This window comes from Shewanella sp. T24-MNA-CIBAN-0130 (assembly GCF_040310185.1).
Lineage (GTDB): Bacteria > Pseudomonadota > Gammaproteobacteria > Enterobacterales > Shewanellaceae > Shewanella > Shewanella psychromarinicola.
The window spans coordinates 14,567-32,277 of record NZ_JBEOPP010000056.1 but is presented as its reverse complement, the minus strand read 5'-3'; the positions used below and the strand labels follow the sequence as shown (position 1 = coordinate 32,277).

16 protein-coding genes are annotated in these 17,711 nt (G+C 40.9%); 8 read left to right on the top strand and 8 right to left on the bottom strand.

Annotated elements, in window-relative coordinates; genetic code table 11:
* Positions 1-171: 171 nt before the first annotated feature.
* The 3 genes from AAEZ02_RS17955 to AAEZ02_RS17945 form a co-directional block, all read right to left on the bottom strand.
* Complete coding sequence (locus AAEZ02_RS17955) at positions 172-381, bottom strand: cold-shock protein (protein ID WP_011496716.1); 210 nt, start codon at positions 379-381, stop codon at positions 172-174.
* A 236-nt stretch (positions 382-617) separates the two neighbouring features.
* The gene (gene rlmA, locus AAEZ02_RS17950; RefSeq protein WP_124011688.1) at positions 618-1,460 is read right to left on the bottom strand and encodes a 23S rRNA (guanine(745)-N(1))-methyltransferase; all 843 of its coding nucleotides are present in this window, start codon (positions 1,458-1,460) and stop codon (positions 618-620) included.
* Between the two features lie 26 nt (positions 1,461-1,486).
* The gene (locus AAEZ02_RS17945) at positions 1,487-2,293 is read right to left on the bottom strand and encodes a hypothetical protein (protein ID WP_101031967.1); all 807 of its coding nucleotides are present in this window, start codon (positions 2,291-2,293) and stop codon (positions 1,487-1,489) included.
* A gap of 167 nt (positions 2,294-2,460) precedes the next feature.
* Here AAEZ02_RS17945 and sbcB point away from each other — a divergent pair, with 167 nt between their 5' ends.
* From sbcB to AAEZ02_RS17920, 5 genes are all read left to right on the top strand, one after another.
* Positions 2,461-3,876 (top strand): exodeoxyribonuclease I, encoded by a 1,416-nt coding sequence (sbcB, locus tag AAEZ02_RS17940; RefSeq protein ID WP_124011689.1) that lies wholly within the window; start codon positions 2,461-2,463, stop codon positions 3,874-3,876.
* Between the two features lie 45 nt (positions 3,877-3,921).
* Positions 3,922-4,818 carry a cytidine deaminase gene (gene cdd / locus AAEZ02_RS17935; RefSeq protein ID WP_124011690.1) on the top strand — a complete coding sequence of 299 codons (897 nt, stop codon included), beginning with the start codon at positions 3,922-3,924 and terminating at the stop codon, positions 4,816-4,818.
* Between the two features lie 429 nt (positions 4,819-5,247).
* A complete protein-coding gene (locus AAEZ02_RS17930; protein WP_502959597.1) occupies positions 5,248-8,433 on the top strand; it encodes an intermembrane phospholipid transport YdbH family protein in 3,186 nt (1,061 codons plus the stop codon).
* A gap of 64 nt (positions 8,434-8,497) precedes the next feature.
* Positions 8,498-8,656 carry a YnbE family lipoprotein gene (locus tag AAEZ02_RS17925; RefSeq protein ID WP_101034683.1) on the top strand — a complete coding sequence of 53 codons (159 nt, stop codon included), beginning with the start codon at positions 8,498-8,500 and terminating at the stop codon, positions 8,654-8,656.
* A 15-nt stretch (positions 8,657-8,671) separates the two neighbouring features.
* A complete protein-coding gene (locus tag AAEZ02_RS17920) occupies positions 8,672-9,004 on the top strand; it encodes a YdbL family probable chaperone protein (protein ID WP_101031971.1) in 333 nt (110 codons plus the stop codon).
* Positions 9,005-9,055: 51 nt separating this feature from the next.
* Here the strand turns inward: AAEZ02_RS17920 and AAEZ02_RS17915 are convergent, their stop codons facing one another.
* The 4 genes from AAEZ02_RS17915 to AAEZ02_RS17900 all read right to left on the bottom strand — a co-directional run bounded on the left by AAEZ02_RS17915 (position 9,056) and on the right by AAEZ02_RS17900 (position 12,916).
* Complete coding sequence (locus tag AAEZ02_RS17915; RefSeq protein WP_232772196.1) at positions 9,056-9,445, bottom strand: hypothetical protein; 390 nt, start codon at positions 9,443-9,445, stop codon at positions 9,056-9,058.
* A 33-nt stretch (positions 9,446-9,478) separates the two neighbouring features.
* Complete coding sequence (locus tag AAEZ02_RS17910; protein ID WP_101034684.1) at positions 9,479-10,069, bottom strand: GNAT family N-acetyltransferase; 591 nt, start codon at positions 10,067-10,069, stop codon at positions 9,479-9,481.
* Positions 10,070-10,265: 196 nt separating this feature from the next.
* Positions 10,266-10,889 carry a 2OG-Fe(II) oxygenase gene (locus tag AAEZ02_RS17905; RefSeq protein WP_101031973.1) on the bottom strand — a complete coding sequence of 208 codons (624 nt, stop codon included), beginning with the start codon at positions 10,887-10,889 and terminating at the stop codon, positions 10,266-10,268.
* Between the two features lie 230 nt (positions 10,890-11,119).
* Positions 11,120-12,916: a SulP family inorganic anion transporter gene (locus AAEZ02_RS17900; RefSeq protein WP_372491500.1), complete on the bottom strand. Its 1,797-nt coding sequence runs from the start codon at positions 12,914-12,916 to the stop codon at positions 11,120-11,122.
* A gap of 406 nt (positions 12,917-13,322) precedes the next feature.
* On the opposite strand from AAEZ02_RS17900, the gene AAEZ02_RS17895 reads away from it, so the two are divergent.
* On the top strand, positions 13,323-14,489 hold the full coding sequence (locus tag AAEZ02_RS17895) for a multidrug effflux MFS transporter (protein WP_101034686.1): 1,167 nt from the start codon (positions 13,323-13,325) through the stop codon (positions 14,487-14,489).
* A 127-nt stretch (positions 14,490-14,616) separates the two neighbouring features.
* On the opposite strand, the gene AAEZ02_RS17890 is transcribed toward AAEZ02_RS17895, so the two are convergent.
* The gene (locus AAEZ02_RS17890) at positions 14,617-14,952 is read right to left on the bottom strand and encodes a hypothetical protein (protein WP_101031974.1); all 336 of its coding nucleotides are present in this window, start codon (positions 14,950-14,952) and stop codon (positions 14,617-14,619) included.
* Between the two features lie 423 nt (positions 14,953-15,375).
* Here AAEZ02_RS17890 and AAEZ02_RS17885 point away from each other — a divergent pair, with 423 nt between their 5' ends.
* Entirely contained in the window at positions 15,376-17,094 is a 1,719-nt protein-coding gene (locus tag AAEZ02_RS17885; protein WP_101031975.1) for an acetolactate synthase 3 large subunit, read from the top strand.
* Complete coding sequence (gene ilvN / locus AAEZ02_RS17880; protein WP_101031976.1) at positions 17,094-17,588, top strand: acetolactate synthase small subunit; 495 nt, start codon at positions 17,094-17,096, stop codon at positions 17,586-17,588. The genes AAEZ02_RS17885 and ilvN overlap by 1 nt, the downstream gene beginning before the upstream one ends.
* Positions 17,589-17,711: the final 123 nt, after the last annotated feature.

Below are 17,711 nucleotides of genomic sequence, written 5' to 3'. Positions count from 1 at the left end.
ATGATTTAGATGATTTAGATGATTTAGATGATTTAGATGATTTAGATGATTTAGATGATTTAGATGATTTAGATGATTTAGATGATGGCAACACACATAAAAATGCAAAAAAAAACTGCAACAATAAATTGTTACAGTTTTAAAGTCCTAACATTTAGCTAAAGCTAAATATTAACCAACTACTGAAACGTTCTCAGCTTGAGGACCTTTCTGACCTTGAGTCACAGTGAAAGAAACTTTCTGACCTTCGTCAAGAGTTTTGAAACCGTCTGAATTGATAGCACGGAAGTGAACAAAAACGTCTGGACCAGACTCTTGCTCAATAAATCCGAAACCTTTATCAGAGTTAAACCACTTAACAACACCAGTAACTTGAGACATAATATATAAATCCTGTAGAAAAAAATAGTTAAAGCCTTAACGGCAGTAAAGCTGGAAAATGCCGGTATTACTTATGTTTACAGGACGAAACTGGTCGTATTGATAAATATAAGCCCAACCTTCAAGCTGAGTAGACTATAAACCATTCTCGAGATAAGTCAACAAACATCAATCAAAAGATAGTATTTAATTGGTGACATGACAAAATGGTTTATCTTTGAGCATCAGATAGTTATTTATATCAATGATCTGATTGTTTCTTGTTCGCGTTGATGAATTTCGATTTTAAAGTCTATCTCACACTCAAGCCCTTGCTCTATTATTTGAGACTTCTGTGAATCACTCAACTTCCAGGCGTAAGGTGTCATATTAAGAAAATGATCAATATCGTCTGCACGGGTTAGCGACAATGAGTAGCTCAACGCTTCGTGAGCTAAGTATGTAAAACCATCCAATACCAAGGGGCCTTGTGGGTGCAGCTTGGGCTCACTATAAATTTTCTGCTTTAAAGCATAATGATGTGTAGGACCAGGTGAAACCGTAATTAATATTCCACCCGGTTTTATCACTCGCTGTAACTCTTCAATCTTAGAGGGCGCATAAATACGGATCGCTAAATCAAAACTGTTATCTGCCAAAGGCATTTCAAACGCACTCGCCACACAAAAATGCAGATCCGAATAGCGTTTGGCTGCATAACGAATCGCAGATTTAGAAATATCTACCCCGAAAAGCTCACAATGGGATTGAGTGACAGATTGCAGCGCTTCAAACAATCGATGACTGTAATACCCTTCACCACAGCCTATATCGAGTATCTTATTAGCATCTGGAGCATATTCAAGCGCCAACTGGTTAACCTTGTCGCTTAAGGGCTGATAAAAGCCTTGATTAAGAAACTCTCTTCTAGCGAACATCATTTCTTTGTTATCACCAGGGTCTTTGGTTTTCTTTTTTTGTACAGGCAGTAAATTAACGTAACCTTCTTTGGCACAATCAAATTGATGACGTTGTTCACATTGCCAAGCATTTTGTTGTTTCACTAACGGGGCGCTGCAAATAGGGCAAATATAAGACATGGGTGGACTCTAGAGTTACTGAAAAATTAAAGATCGTCATCACACAGTTTAGTGACCATTTCCGACACATCTTTAGGGGCTAATAGTTCAAAACAATCTAATTTACGTTGTAATTGCTCATTATTATAAAGTTGTTCATTGGATGAACGCCCCAAATTAGGACGCTCTAATGACTGATGATAGGTTCGCAACAACCATTGGTGCTTATTTTGCAATAAATGATCAAGTTTTAATAGTTCAGTTGAGACACCAGGGTGGATTTTGCCCGACTCACCACTGAGGTAATCACGTAATTCTCGTCGGACTTGCTCTAATTCACTAATATGAACGGCCAGCATGTTAGAGGGCTCATTATAATCAAACTTACGCCCTAATATCGCTTTAGCCATAACGAGTGCTTGAGGTTCACTCAAAATCCGTAAGTCATTTTCTAAAGTCACCAGTTCAAAACGAGCTTCGGCTGATAACCTAAAATACATATCCTCATCAACGTTAATATTAATCGTCACTCCTCTTCTAAGTTGCTCGATACACACGCGAGGAGCCACTCCCATTGAAGGATATAATTTAATCCCCTGCCCCACGGATCGTCGTTGAGCTGGCGTTTGGATTAATGGCTGCGTATGCTCAAAAGCAAAAGTCAAAAACGGTTGGATACGTATAATTAGTGTCGCTTGGGTATGATTAACTTGGCTCACCACAAACTCAACCAAAGGATTACTCATCGTTGATAACACTAATAAATCACTCACACTTTCAGATAAGCGCAGTGTCAACGCAGTAGGTTGATTAATTTCGCAAACACTTGGTTGAGTAAAGAGATGGTGATCCATAGAATATTCCTTAATTACTTCGTTAAATTGTAACCAGCAAATCCCCATTAGTCACCAGTAAACAAGGCTATATTAGAAAATTTTTATTGAACTTTATCTCATTATCATTTTTTTATGCTGATAAATGTTAACATGGATTTAATCGCGAAAAGGATCTTATATTTACTATGGCTAACGCAATTCAACCCACTTTATTCTGGCACGATTATGAAACTTTTGGGGCAAATCCAAGCAAAGATCGCCCATCACAATTTGCGGGTATTCGAACCGATCTAGAGTTGAACATTATTGGTGAACCTGAAACCTTTTATTGCAAACTCGCGCCTGACTACTTACCGTCTCCCGAAGCCATATTAATTACCGGTATCACTCCGCAGCTTGCTAATCTTAAAGGCGAACCTGAAGCTGAGTTTATGAAACGTATCAATACGTTATTTAGCCAGCCTAACACCTGTGTCGTGGGCTATAATTCATTACGTTTTGATGATGAGGTCAGTCGTCATGGTTTCTATCGTAACTTTATCGATCCCTACGCACGAGAATGGCAAAACGGTAATTCGCGTTGGGATATTATTGATTTAGTTAGAGCTTGCTATGCATTTCGCCCTGACGGTATTAATTGGCCAAAGAAAGAAGATGGCTCACCCAGTTTTAAACTGGAGTTACTCACCCAAGCGAATGGCTTAAGTCATGAAAAAGCCCATGATGCCATGTCTGATGTTTACGCCACCATTGCAATGGCGAAACTGATAAAGCAGAAACAACCTAAACTGTACCAGTATTATTTTAATTTAAGACGTAAACAAGCGGTTGCTGACCACGTTGATGTATTAAAAATGCAACCTTTGGTTCATGTCAGCTCGAAAATTAGTGCGCTTCAAGGCTGTACTACGTTGATTGCACCCGTGGCGTATCATCCAACCAATAAAAATTCAGTGATCTGCATTAATTTGGCCATGGACATCTCACCTTTGATAGAGTTGTCCGCGCAAGAAATTAACCATCGTATGTACACTCCTCGTCAAGAATTATCAGAAAATGAGCTGCCAATACCGCTCAAGCAAATTCAGCTTAACAAATGCCCTTTTGTTGGTTCGCCAAAATTACTGGATGACGAGGTCGCGGAGAAATTACAGTTTGATAAAGCATTTGCACGTGAGCAATATAAACGCTTAAAAAACCATCCCGAATTACGTGAAAAGCTTAACCAAGTATTTGAACTTGAATCAAATCGCAAACCGATTACCGATCCTGATTTAATGCTTTATAGCGGTGGATTTTTTAGCCATGCAGATAAATCTAAAATTGACATTATTTGTCATACCGAACCTCGTAACCTAGCGGCGTTGGCATTGCAGTTTGATGATCCTCGTATCGATGAAATGTTGTTTCGTTTCCGGGCCCGTAACTACCCAGGAACATTAACAGACAGTGAAGCTCGTAAATGGCGAGATTTCTGTCAACAACGCTTATCTGATGCCGATTATGTGATTAAACTCGAGAACCTGGTCGAAGAAACCAGCGAGAATGAACACAAACAAAAGCTATTAAAAGCCCTATATCAATATTTACAATCATTATAGTGAATTTTCACTTTGCTCAATTTATTTCATTTAAGGATTAAGGGAATGCAAAATCGTTTTTTAAACAGCATTACTCAACTAGACAAGCCTTTGGCTACAGCACTTGTGCCATTATTACATGACCAATTTTGTGGTCATATTGATGCCAGCCAATTTGCAGGCCTTGTCAAGGCAAGCGGTAAACCAGAACAGCAAGTGCTCATGGACTTATTGCCCATTGCAGCAGCACTTGCAAACCCACCAATAAGCGAGTTTTACGTCGGCGCCATTGCAAAAGGAGCCAGTGGTGACTTGTACATGGGCGCCAATTTAGAATTACCCGGTGAAGCGTTATTCCACAGTGTACATGCAGAACAAAGTGCCATCAGTCATGCGTGGTTAAGTGGTGAAACAGAAGTTGTTGATATTATTGTTAATTTCAGCCCCTGTGGCCATTGCCGTCAATTTATGAACGAACTGGTCAATGGCAGTAAGATTAACATTCACCTACCAGAGCAAGAAACCCAAACGTTAGCCCATTATTTACCTTATGCTTTTGGACCGGCAGACTTAGATGTCACCATGCCACTATTAAGTAAACGTGAGCTAGAATTTAATTGTGATTCAGATGACCCAATGATCATCGAAGCCATTGACCAAATGGGGCTAAGTTATGCGCCATACACCAATAGCAATGCAGCTGTTGTGTTAGAAACCAACGATGGCGCCACTTTCTGCGGCCGCTATGCTGAAAGTGCGGCATTTAATCCATCAATGCAACCGATGCAAATGGCTTTATCCAATCTAATTCGCAACAATCGTCAATACAGTGAAATAAAGCGGGCAGTATTAGTGGAATCATCTGTAGGAAAGATTACCTTAGTCGGTGCCGCAATGGATGCCCTGCATGCCATTGCCCCAATTGAACTTCAACACATGGTTGTAGAACCTTTGCTGAAATAAATAACATCATATTGGTTATCTTAAAACGGTAATGACGATGTTTTGACAAAAAAAGGCGCTAATCAGCGCCTTTTTTATTAGGATTAACACTAGATTACACCTAGATTAATAATGTAATAGATTTTAACAAATTGATGTTAATACCATGCTAAGCTAATCAATTTGTGGGTATAACATTTAATAAGTCACTCTTTGTTAGTCACTAATTATTAGTCACTTACTGATGAATTGAATTGTTTACCCCCCATATGTTTTCATCTTAAGTTGCACTTGATAAACAATGTTTAATACCACTTACAAAGTGTTTGTCAGAAGCTAAGATAATGAATAGCATTGTTGTAATGAGTGATGTTATGAACCTCATACAACCAAATCATTATAACGAGCACCTTGTTACCATTGAACAAGCAAACGTAAAGCGAGTTACTATTGCGCATATCTAGCCTTAACAAGATCTTACTCTTTATCCTGTTTTGCACAGTCGCTTTAGTGTGGGCCATCATCGAAAATGCCAAGCCTCTTGCGGTCAAAATACTGAATAACTTATTGGCTGATAACCATATCGAAGTCCTTAACTTTGATGCGGAATATGTCTCATTCAATCATCTTTATATTCCTAGACTGGTATTGAAAATTGAAGACAGTCATATCGCGATTCAAGAGTTTAACCTTGAACTGCGAGACAGCCTGCAAATCCTTAAAAACCAACAAATCAGCGCTGACGATATTGTAAGTATCAAAACACAAAGTGTTTATGTTGATTTGGGTGACAGTTTTTTCATTCGTCAATCACAACAAACTGAAGAATCACCGGCTGCAATGCAACTCAACCTGGCTAAATTGCCGATGATTGAGTTAGGTGAAATTAACATTAAGCTTCCTGTGCTGGATAAAAATACCCCACAGCAACACACTTTAAAAATGGACCAGCTCACATTGACCCAAAAAGGTCAGCTAAATACTTTGTGGCGTTTTAATGACTTCCCGCTATTTAGTCTCAATGCCACCTTAGACAAACGTGTATGGCAATTTACCACCCTAGTTGATTTAGGCTTAAGCTATCAAGGGCTTGAGTCGTTAGAGCAATATTTAAGCTTATTAACCAGCAAAGCGCACTCACAACAAGCGCAAACCAATAATATGCTTCATGGTTTACACAAACAGTTGTCACAAATACTGCAACCCATTCGTCAGCAGCAAGTGACCATTGACGGCCTGTGGACAGCCAAGAGTAAAATAGATTTAATCAGCGGCGAGATGAGCAGTCAACAATCGATAGACGAGTTCTCCTTGCACTCTCCACTGTGGCCCAGTGTCTATTTTGCGCCGCAGCAACCGGTTAACGTCATGCTTAATGTGGGTAACTACCCAATAACGGCATCGTTAGACAACAACAAAACCACTGACACATTCGCGATAAAAATCGACATTGCCCCAATAAACTATCAACTGTCACCCTCTGAGCACGACAGAAACCAGTTAATTGCATTATTAGCCGATGATCATGCTAGTCAAATAGTACACATCATTGAACAATTAACCCCTAAATCGGCTTCCCAGCCAGCCCACATTAATGTGCAGATGGCCTATCCTATTGAAGTTGTTCTTCCTCTGCAAAATGATGTTTTACCGCTTCAAATGTCAATCCCTGATCTGGCGGTCAGCATTGAAGGGTTATTGCTACAAAGCAAGCTGAAACTGGCACATACTATATTCAACAGTCATCAACAATTTCGCAGTGATGTCGACTGGGATCTAACCTTAGCGACGAGTGAAACGGCCAACAACAAGAGCGAACAACTAGTACAAAAATCTACCACCGACAAGGCTACGGTCATAAAACCAGTAACCGCCAGCGTAAATAAAAATGCATCCGTACTAGTCGCCACGCCTGCGCCAAGTGCTATAGATATTAAAGCCTTATTCCCTGAGCTCCCCTTAGATCAGCTTTCGTTGTCAGATGCAAAAGTGCATTTAGTCGGTCAAATATCACAGCAACAACATCAATTAACACTGTCATTACACCCGAGCTCCAGCCTAGCCGTCAACCACACAAGCTTCTCGCGCAGCATATCCAGTGATAATGAACAACACACCAAACAGACCAAAAACACCTCTACACAATTGGGTTCATTCGGGTTTACTATCAACGACACATCGACCATGACATTCAAACAACATAATACTCAAATCAACCTATCACCGTTTACCGTGCAAATTAGCCAACTTATCGCCCAACAAGCAATCCAAGCAAACAACAGTAAACTATCGACCACACAGGCCTCGGTGAGTAAAGCCGATATTAGTATCAACCAAGGTTTATCCTTAGCGTTAAATCAACATGATGCCATCGAAAAGTCGCTAGCACATTGGCTACAAATCCCGGCGACTAATGACATAAGCTGGCGCATCAATAAGCTCGACATAACAAAACAACTGGGCAAAAATCGCCGCCAACCTCTGCTTGCGCTGGATAAGCTTAACGTCACTCAGCAGCTTACCTTGTCCAAAGGATTACTGGTGGGTAGTGAGCAATGGCAACTCGATACACTTAACTTAAGCAGTTATCACTTACTCAAATTTGCCGATAAAAAAAGTCCATTATCATTAGCGGGTCAATGGACGTTTGATACCGACATTGAAGCAGCAATGAAGACATTACAAAAAGTCCAACCGTTACCCAGTGATTTGTCTATTCAAGGCCACAGTAAACTTGTAGCAGGCTTTGCATTAAGTGAAATAGACAACACCAGTCAGTTTGAAATGAAAATTCAACAGCAGTTATCATCCTTGTCAGGTCAATGGCAAGATAAATCATTTACCGGTGGAGACGTGTTTGCCCAATGCCAATATAACTGGCAGCAAACTCACGATGGTCCTAATACTCCTGCTGCTGAAAAACACTTTGCCCACAGTCAATTAGTCTGCCCACAAACCGCAATCAGTTTACAGCAAGCTAAGCTTGGGTTATCGCTAACAAACTTGAATCTAAATGCCGATATCGAACTCAATAAAGATGGCAACAAAACGCCGACCAACTGGTTACAGCAAGTCACAGGGTTAAGCGAAACCAACATCAATCTTACCGCCAGCGGTGACATGCTTGATGGACGCTTTTTATTACCTGAGTTTGTGCTAAAACTACATGATAAATCTTATGGATACTTGTTATTACAAGGGCTCAGTTTAGAGACGTTTTTACAAGAGCAACCGCAAGTGGGTGTTAAAGCCAATGGCTTATTTGATGGCGTATTACCTGCTGAGCTCGTTGACGGTAAAGTGACTATCGAAGGCGGGAAACTCGCCGCACGAGCACCTGGCGGATTAATTGAAGTTGCCGGAAATCCTGCAATGGATCAGCTAGAATTATCTCAACCTTATCTTGGATTAGTCTTTACCGCACTTGAGCATCTTAACTACAGTGAATTGGCGAGTACATTTGATATGACGCCAAGCGGAGAAGCGGTAATAAATATTGGTGTAAAAGGTAATAGCCGTGGAATTGAGCGCCCTGTTCATCTCAATTACACTCACCAAGAAAACTTAATTCAATTATACAAAAGTACCCAGATCAGCAATCAACTCCAAAACAAAATTGAAACAAAAGTCCAATAGCAGCATAAAAAGGATAGTCCACGTGAAATATTCATCGATATATTTAGTTAGTCTTAGCACCATAATGGCATCGTTATGGCTCTCAGCCTGTACGCCCACGGTAAAGATAGAACCACCCGATAAGCCTATTGTAATTAATTTAAATGTTAAAATTGAGCATGAAATTAAAATTAAAGTGGAAAAAGAGCTTAATAATCTACTTGAAAATGATGAGTTATTTTAAGCTGAGGTGATCAACATGAAATCGACATTCACTCTAGCAACTGCAATATGCTTAACCAGTCTATTATGGTGTGCCACCGCGTGGGCAATGACATTGCAAGAGGCCAAAACGGCCAGAATAGTGGGTGAGCAACCCAATGGTTATTTAGGCGTTGTCATTGAATCACCCGAAACGCAACAGCTAGTACTCACCATTAATGCCAAACGCAAACACTATTATCAAATCATCGCTAATCGCCATAATATTAGCCTTGATAAAGTCGCGACACTCGCGGCACAAAAAGCCATTGAAGCAGCCGAACCTGGGCATATGATCCAAACACCACAAGGGCTGTGGCTAAAAAAATAACCACGCGAGTTACCTCAACGTGGTTATGTCTTTTTACAAAAAATAAGCGGATTACATGGTCGCCATGGTCCAATAATCTAAGCGTTTTTGTGGGTTGGTTACAATCGATTTACAGCTATCTTTGTATTTTGACATCAATGCGCCTAAATTATTCGACCCAGCTAATTTATCAATTTGCTGTTGTTTAGCTTCGCTAACATCTGTTTCAACTTTTGCGGGTGCACGATACTTGCCCGCTATAGCGACAGCATCAATTGCAGATATTTTTAAACGATCTCCCACCGCTTTCATTTGTGGAGCGTTCATCGCACCAATCGCTTCTGAACTTATTTGATAATAAGCAGCACATTCTATTAACTCATCAGTAAATGCTTTTTCTGCAGCATCTTCTGCATATGCAGACATACTCACACACATAGCCGAAGCAGTAAAAATCCACATAGCAGATTTGTTCATGGTTGTTTCCCTTCATTTTTAGAAATTTGTAGATAATGTTAACGATTGATAATGCGCTAAACGAGAGCTTAAAAACTGTTCAACTTGAGGCCATTCCGTTTCAATAATCGAAAACACGACCGTGTCGCGAATGGTACCATCTGCTTGAATTTTATGATTTCGTAATATGCCATCTTGCTTGGCGCCCATCCGCGAAATAGCATTTCGAGAGGCATGATTATGCCAGTGAGTCCTAAATTCAACCGCAATGGCATCTAAGGTATTAAATGCATAACGCAGTAACAATAACTTGGATTCTGTATTAATAGCACTTCGTTGATAGGATTTAGCGTACCAAGTGTAGCCAATTTCAAGCCTACGATGGGGTTGTTCCCAATGACAAATACGAGTACTACCAATGATATTGCCTGATATTTTATCACGCACCGCAAACGCGACCGCTTCACCTCTTTTTTCACAGGCTAGAGCATACTCGACATACGCTTTCATACCCTCGAAATTGGGGATTTGTGTATACCATAATTTCCACAACTCACCATCGTTAGCCGCCAGAATTAAGCCTGGAACATGCTCTAAAGATAATGGCTCTAAGATGACATGTTCACCCATCAAGCAATCTTGCCTATTAATCCAGCTCAAATTAACGCTCCTTTCGTTAAAAGGTTACATTACCTTAACTGCATATAGATTTACAGTCAGTACCAACAATGTTTATATCCATCCCCAAAAAACATTGTTTTGGGTTTGTTGCTAAAATGCGAGCTAAAAGCGCTTGCTAAATGCGGCGTTCATCACAATAGAGTGATTAAAAACCGTGATTGGCGTTACTCACCCTAAACCATCCGGCAATACTATTACGGGTTTTCATTGTTGGCCTGACTTCATGGGGGAAGCGTTCACTTAAAAACAGTACCAAGGTACCAATATTCGGATTAACGACTTCTAGTGGTAAATCAGACTCATCATAAAGAATCAATTCACCGCCGTCGTTTTCTTGCCAATCAGGGTTTAAGAAAAATACTGTCGATAAAATACGATTTTGGCTGCCATGAAGTGAATCAAGGTGTTTTTTATAAAACGCACCCGGCTCATACACGGCATAGTGACTTTCAAAATCAAATAGTCCCATAAACAAACGTCGATTTAGGCCATCTTTCAATTGGTTCATAACCAATATATATTCTCGGTCAATATGATCTTGATTGTCCAGCCAGCTAATTTTATCGCAACGAACTTCAGTATTGATTTGCTGTTCTATACCTCGACCGATAGCCGCTTTTTTAAATTCAATATTTTGCTCAGCTTGCATTTTTTCAAGCAAGGCTAAACTTACATAATCAGGAATGATATCTGATAAAAGGATATACCCTTTATCGACTAACGCATCGGCGATCACATCCAGCATTGCTTCACTTATTTGCGAAACCATACATGCCACATCCAATAGAAAGACTACGCTTTTTACTTTACTCAAGGGCCCATAAATAAAATTAAGGCCATTATTTTCGAGGGGGCGTCATTACAAAGTATGATTACCATACCCTAGTTATTTTGGCGATGTTATAGAACAACATCGTCGTCGACACTATTTGTAAACATAAATAATTTGTAAAAAATTAAACAAAAAACCACAAGAGTATTTAACCCAAAAGGATAAATTTAATTGTGTGTCAATACGATCTCCGTTGATTCATCAGTATGACCACTATCGAGCTTTTGTGCTTCATTAGCCGCAATATGGCTTTGATGCATCTTCAATGCAAGATATAAATCAGACCGAATAGTGATCCCCTCATCCCCTGACACCATCTCTGTTTGTTCAAACCAACTCAATAATTGCCTTTTACGCCCAGCCAACACTAAACTAACCCCGCGCTTTTTGAGCAACACGTCAATATCGGATAACATTGCCATCACACTCAAATCTAAATGTGTAAAGCAAGGTACAGCATCGATAATCACGCAATCGACCGTTTCAAGCTGATTTTGTCGTGCAAAACGCTCCAATAAGCGACGCTTAAAATAAGTAGCATTAAAATAGGTTAGTGGAGAATTAAATCGATAAATAAATATCCCGGGGATGGGAGCCGCTTTATCACTGCTGTCTAGGCTACGGATAATGCCTTTAGAATCAAGTCCAAGCACTTGGTCTGTAGGCCGCATTACCGTGCGAAGGAACTGAAACAAGCCTAATAAAACCGCCAGAGTAATCCCAGGGATAACCCCAATAAAAAGTACCGCAAGGAAAGTCGTTAAGGCTAAATAAAATGCTTGGCGATCGCGTAAACGTAAACCCCAAATAGCGTTTAGATCAATGAGGTGTACTGACGCAATCACTAACACCACCCCCAATGCTGCGCTGGGAATAAATTCTAATGGCGCCGTTAAAAACACTGCAACAATGGCAATCAATACTGCGGCAATCACGGACACTAATTGGGTTTTACCGCCATTGGCATCGTTTACTGCGGTGCGGGAATCTGCACCACTCACGGCAAATCCTTGCGATAAAGCGGAAGCAAGATTGGCTAACCCTAGTGCTTTAAACTCTTTGTCAGCATCAATGTCGTAACCGTTTTTGGCCGCAAAACTGCGGGCTGTCAGCATCATACTCACAAAACTGACCATAGCTAAATTGAGTGCCGGCATAACTAACTCACGCACAATACCGAGATTAAATACTGGAGCTTGAAATGATGGCAAGCCTCCAGCCACGCTACCAATCACCGCAACATCATAATCGGTTAAATGAAAAAGCCACACCAATCCACCGCTCACAGCAATAGCAAACATTGATGCTGGCCATGTTGGTTTTAAGCGTTTCATCAAAAAATAAACTATCACAGTGAGAATGGCCATCAATAACGTCGGAACATGAGTTTGTGATAAATAACTCGGCGCACCACCTAAACGCTCAAGTAAGTATTTTTCATCAAAGGTAAAGCCGAATATTTTTGAAAATTGCCCAACAATAATGGTAATCGCGACACCGTTTAGTAACCCCATTAATATCGGTTTTGACAAAAAGTCCGCTAGCACACCTAATTTAAACCGACTCGCAATCAAGCACCAAAACCCCGTCATCACGGTCATGGTCATGACTAATTGCCAATGCTTAAGACTATCCCCAGCCGCAAGAGGTGTGACAACAGCAGCAATAACCGCACATGTTGCGGCGTCAGGCCCAACGATAAGTTGTCTTGATGTGCCAAATAAGGCATAAATTAGCATAGGTAACACACATGAATACAAACCTACCGCAGCATTGACGCCCGTCAACTGCGCATATGCAATTGCCACGGGCAAAGCGACGGCGGCAACAGATAAGCCTGCGCGAACATCATCTTTAAGCCAGCTTCGCTCGTAACGAGAAAAAGTCTCTAAACCAGGCATAAATCCATATAACCGACTCAGTAGCACAGTAACCTCAATAAAAATAATGTAGGCATTTATCATAGTTTTATTTCAAATTAATTACGACATATTCACGAGTGATAAATAAATATTTTGTAAACTAAAAAACGCCAAGCGAATTAGGCTTGGCATTATGTACAACAAGTTAGTCAGTAAACTAAAATTCGGTTACTCACCAAAGTGAGTGATTGGACCCATTAGAGTGGCGGGGTAATGACCTAAATACTGCCCCTATGTATTCAAAAAAATTCCCTATTTGACTCTAATGCAAACACCATCCACCTATATTATTCATTACAAAATCAGCCTCAGTAAATGCCTAATAGCATGGTAGACTAATGTTGATTTAGCATTATCTGCAGCAACACCTAAAGTACACGAGGTTCACGTGGTATCGCCATCAAAGTTTAATTCATCTCCTGTATCAGCGGGTATCCCCCATTTAGCGATGCTAATCCCCATGCTTGCCGCCATTGTCGCCATTACACCTCTCGCTATCGACATGTACTTACCGGCAATGTCCACATTGGCATTAGGGTTTGATACCGACATCACCACGGTGCAACAATCACTCAGTATTTATTTGGCGGGCTATGCATTGGGCATGCTGATTTTTGGTCCACTGGCCGATAAAATTGGTCGTCGACCACTGGTTATTTTTGGGTTGTTAGGCTTCACATTGATAAGTTTGTTAATTGCACTGAGTACCAGTATTGAACAGTTTTTGATGCTGCGCTTTGCCCAAGCATTCATTGGCGCGGCGGCCACGGTTGTGGTTCCGGGCTATATTAAAGAAATTTATGGCGACAATACGGCCAAAGGTATGTCGTATGTCAGCCTCATCATGATGTTGGCACCATTACTCGCCCCGACGATGGGCAGTTTGATTATGGAACTCGGCGATTGGCACCTGATCTTTTTAAGTCAAAGTTGCTATGCCATTACGCTACTGGCTTTAGTGTTATTTAAACTTAAAATGCCCAGCGATAAGGACTTAGGCGGGCGCAGTCAAAAATCATTTTTACGCGCCTACTACACCGTATTTTCCCGTAGTGGGGTCAAACTGAATTTATCTAGCGGCGTATTAACCTCATTTGCCTTCTTTTGCTATTTAACCGCTTCGCCATTTATTTACATGGAAGTGTTTCATTTAGATAAATCGTTATTTGCTATTTTATTTAGCACCAATGTGGGCGCCTTGATGCTGGCTAACATTGTTAATTCCAGAATTGTGACTCGGTTCGGGTCAAAACGCATGTTGCATGTAGCCACCTTTTTTTGCTCCATTGCCGCAACAGGCTTGTTAGCGGTTAATTTACTGGAGTTAAGTTATCACTTTACCGTGCTGATGCTAATCCCATTAATGGGCTCCCTAGGTGTAATGTCGGTCAATGCTGACGCCATCGTATTAATGAAATTCAAGCAAGAAACTGGCACAGCAACAGCCGTTATCGGTACCCTCAGATTTGGTTTTGGTGCTGTCGCGGGGCCATTACTGGCGTATTTTTATGACGGTAGCGCAGTGCCTTTTTCGGCGTTGATGCTTAGTGCAGTATTATTAGTTGGGGTGTGCCAGTTTTTTCAAAGTACCTTACCGAAAAATGATGCCGGCTAACTAACACTGCGGTAAACAAGGATAAGGCCATTAATATCGATGGTCTTGTCCTTATGTGAACGCCAAAATATTGAACCCTACCCTTCACTTAAATCAGTCCCATGAATAGCTTATCTAACGCTACAAATCACTTATCAGAACGACTTACTAATACGGAAAATCTACCCGTTACTCTGTGGCCTTTTTGTTTAGCACATATTAGTGAATAAATAACAAACGAAATCGCTGAACTAATCAAGCTGGTAATAAAAAAGCCTACAAACATGTAACCCATTATCCAGGTGTCTAATGTTGATCCGTCAATACCCGGCTCTGCGCCAATTATAACCACGGCTCGAAGTAAAATCGTTATCACAATAGCAAAGGTAAAACTAATCAATGCGGCTATTTTCATGTAAGAATTGAAACTCAATTGAACTCGAGCTTCATATCCATAAACTTGATTAAATTTCTGCGATTCCATGTCCGCCCTCTTAGTAACATTGCCACCCCCCCCCTTTCACAGCAGTTCAGAGGCAGAGTTCATTAACCGACCTCACCCTACATTTGCAGTTTATCTAGTCTGAAACCGTTAGATTTTGATTATAGGTCTTATGGCGCCTTGCGATTACTTGTACATCTTATATACCGCCCCCAAATAAGTTCATAAACATGAAACTATTTCAAGCTTGAAAAATAATTAACTAAAGTAGTTGCAGTAAAAATAAATTTACATAAGATGGAAGGAAGAGCTAAGTCAGTCTCTGATGGACAAGTTGTTGAATTTAACTGCTGTTAATTCAATCCTCGAGTTTGAATTACCCTTCAAACTTATTTATTCAAACGATTACCGTCGTTGTATACAAGATACTGTTTACCATACGGTAACTTAACAAGGATTTATTTCATGGAAAAGCTTTCTGGCGCGAATATGATCGTGCGCTCATTAATTGATGAAGGTGTCAGCCATATCTTCGGTTATCCCGGCGGTTCAGTATTAGACATCTACGATTCTCTGCATACAACATCTGGTATAGAACACATCTTAGTTCGTCATGAACAAGCTGCGGTGCATATGGCTGATGGCTATGCACGAGCCACGGGTAAAGTGGGCGTAGTGTTAGTGACTTCCGGTCCTGGTGCAACCAATGCCATCACAGGTATTGCCACCGCTTACATGGACTCCATTCCATTAGTGGTGTTGTCTGGTCAAGTGCCAAGTAATTTAATTGGTAATGACGCCTTCCAAGAATGCGACATGATTGGTATTTCACGCCCTATCGTAAAGCACAGTTTTTTAATAACCGATGCTAAAGACATTCCAGAAACGGTCAAAAAAGCCTTTTTCATTGCCGCGACAGGTCGTCCCGGACCAGTCGTTATTGACTTGCCAAAAGACTGCTTAAGCCCAGATATACTGCATGAATATGTTTACCCAGACAGCGTTAAAATGCGCTCGTACAATCCAACGACAGCAGGTCATAAAGGCCAAATTCGTCGAGGCTTGCAAGCTCTACTGGCCGCTAAAAAGCCGGTGTTATATGTCGGTGGTGGCGCGGTTATCTCAGGTTGTGATGCACAACTCCTTGCCCTTGCGGAACGCTTGAACATTCCCGTAGTCAGCACCCTAATGGGATTAGGCGCCTTTCCTGGCACCCATAAGCAGAGTTTAGGTATGCTAGGAATGCATGGTTTATATGAAGCCAATATGGCGATGCACAACACCGATTTAATTTTTGGTATTGGGGTCCGTTTCGATGACCGCACCACCAACAATGTTGAAAAATATTGCCCCAATGCAACCATTTTACACATCGATATTGATCCATCGTCTATTTCTAAAACCGTCAGAGTCGATATTCCAATTGTTGGCTCTGCCGATAATATTCTAGATGGTATGTTAGATCTACTTGATGAGTCTAAAGCCACTAATGATGTTGCCGCTATTACCGCATGGTGGGGCGATATCGAAATTTGGCGCTCACGTAAGAGTTTAGAGTTCGATCGTACAACCGATAGGATCAAGCCACAGCAAGTTATTGAAACATTGTACAAACTCACTAATGGTGACGCTTATGTGGCGTCTGATGTAGGTCAACATCAAATGTTTGCCGCCTTGTATTATCCTTTTGATAAACCCCGCCGTTGGATTAACTCAGGTGGATTAGGCACCATGGGCTTTGGTTTACCTGCGGCGATGGGCGTTAAGATGGCCTTCCCAGAGGCAACCGTAGTGTGTGTCACCGGTGATGGCTCTATCCAAATGAATATTCAGGAGCTTTCAACGGCACTACAATATGATACTCCTGTTAAAATCATCAACTTAAATAACCGTTTCCTTGGTATGGTAAAACAATGGCAAGACATGATTTACTCTGGTCGTCATTCCCATTCTTATATGGATTCTGTGCCTAATTTTGCCAAAATTGCAGAAGCCTATGGTCATGTTGGTATGAACATTAATCATCCAGATGAACTTGAGTCTAAGCTGGCTGAAGCGTTAGCGATGAAGGACAAATTAGTGTTTGTTGATATCAGCGTAGACGAGACCGAACACGTCTACCCTATGCTCATTCGCGGCGGTGCGATGAGCGACATGTGGCTAAGCAAAACGGAGAAAAGCTAATGCGTCGTATTATTTCTGTATTACTTGAAAACCAACCGGGCGCATTGTCACGAGTGGTGGGGTTATTTTCTCAGCGCGGTTACAACATTGAAAGCTTAACCGTTGCGCCCACTGAAGATATTACCTTGTCACGCTTAAATATTACCGTGATTGCCGATGCAAATATTCTTGAGCAAATTGAAAAACAATTGCATAAGCTTATCGATATTTTAAAAGTGGCTAACATTACTGAGTCGCCCCACATCGAACGTGAAATTGCCTTAGTTAAAGTTAAAGCTCAAGGCGATCAACGTGAAGAAGTTAAACGCACGGCGGATATTTTTCGCGGTCAAATCGTCGATGTCACCGCCAATATTTATACTATTCAAATGGTCGGAACCAGCGATAAAATTGATGCCTTTATCCATGCGATCACCGATATGACCAAGGTGATTGAAATATCACGTTCAGGTGTGGTCGGTTTAGCCCGGGGGGAAAAATCAATGAAAGCTTAATGGCAGCTTGGCTAATAGAAAAGCAGAGTCCTTTTGGGCGCTGCTTTTTTATTGACGATAAAGCGAAGTTACCGATAATATTTCACTGACTTCGCTTTAATTTGTACATTAACCTTCAATCAA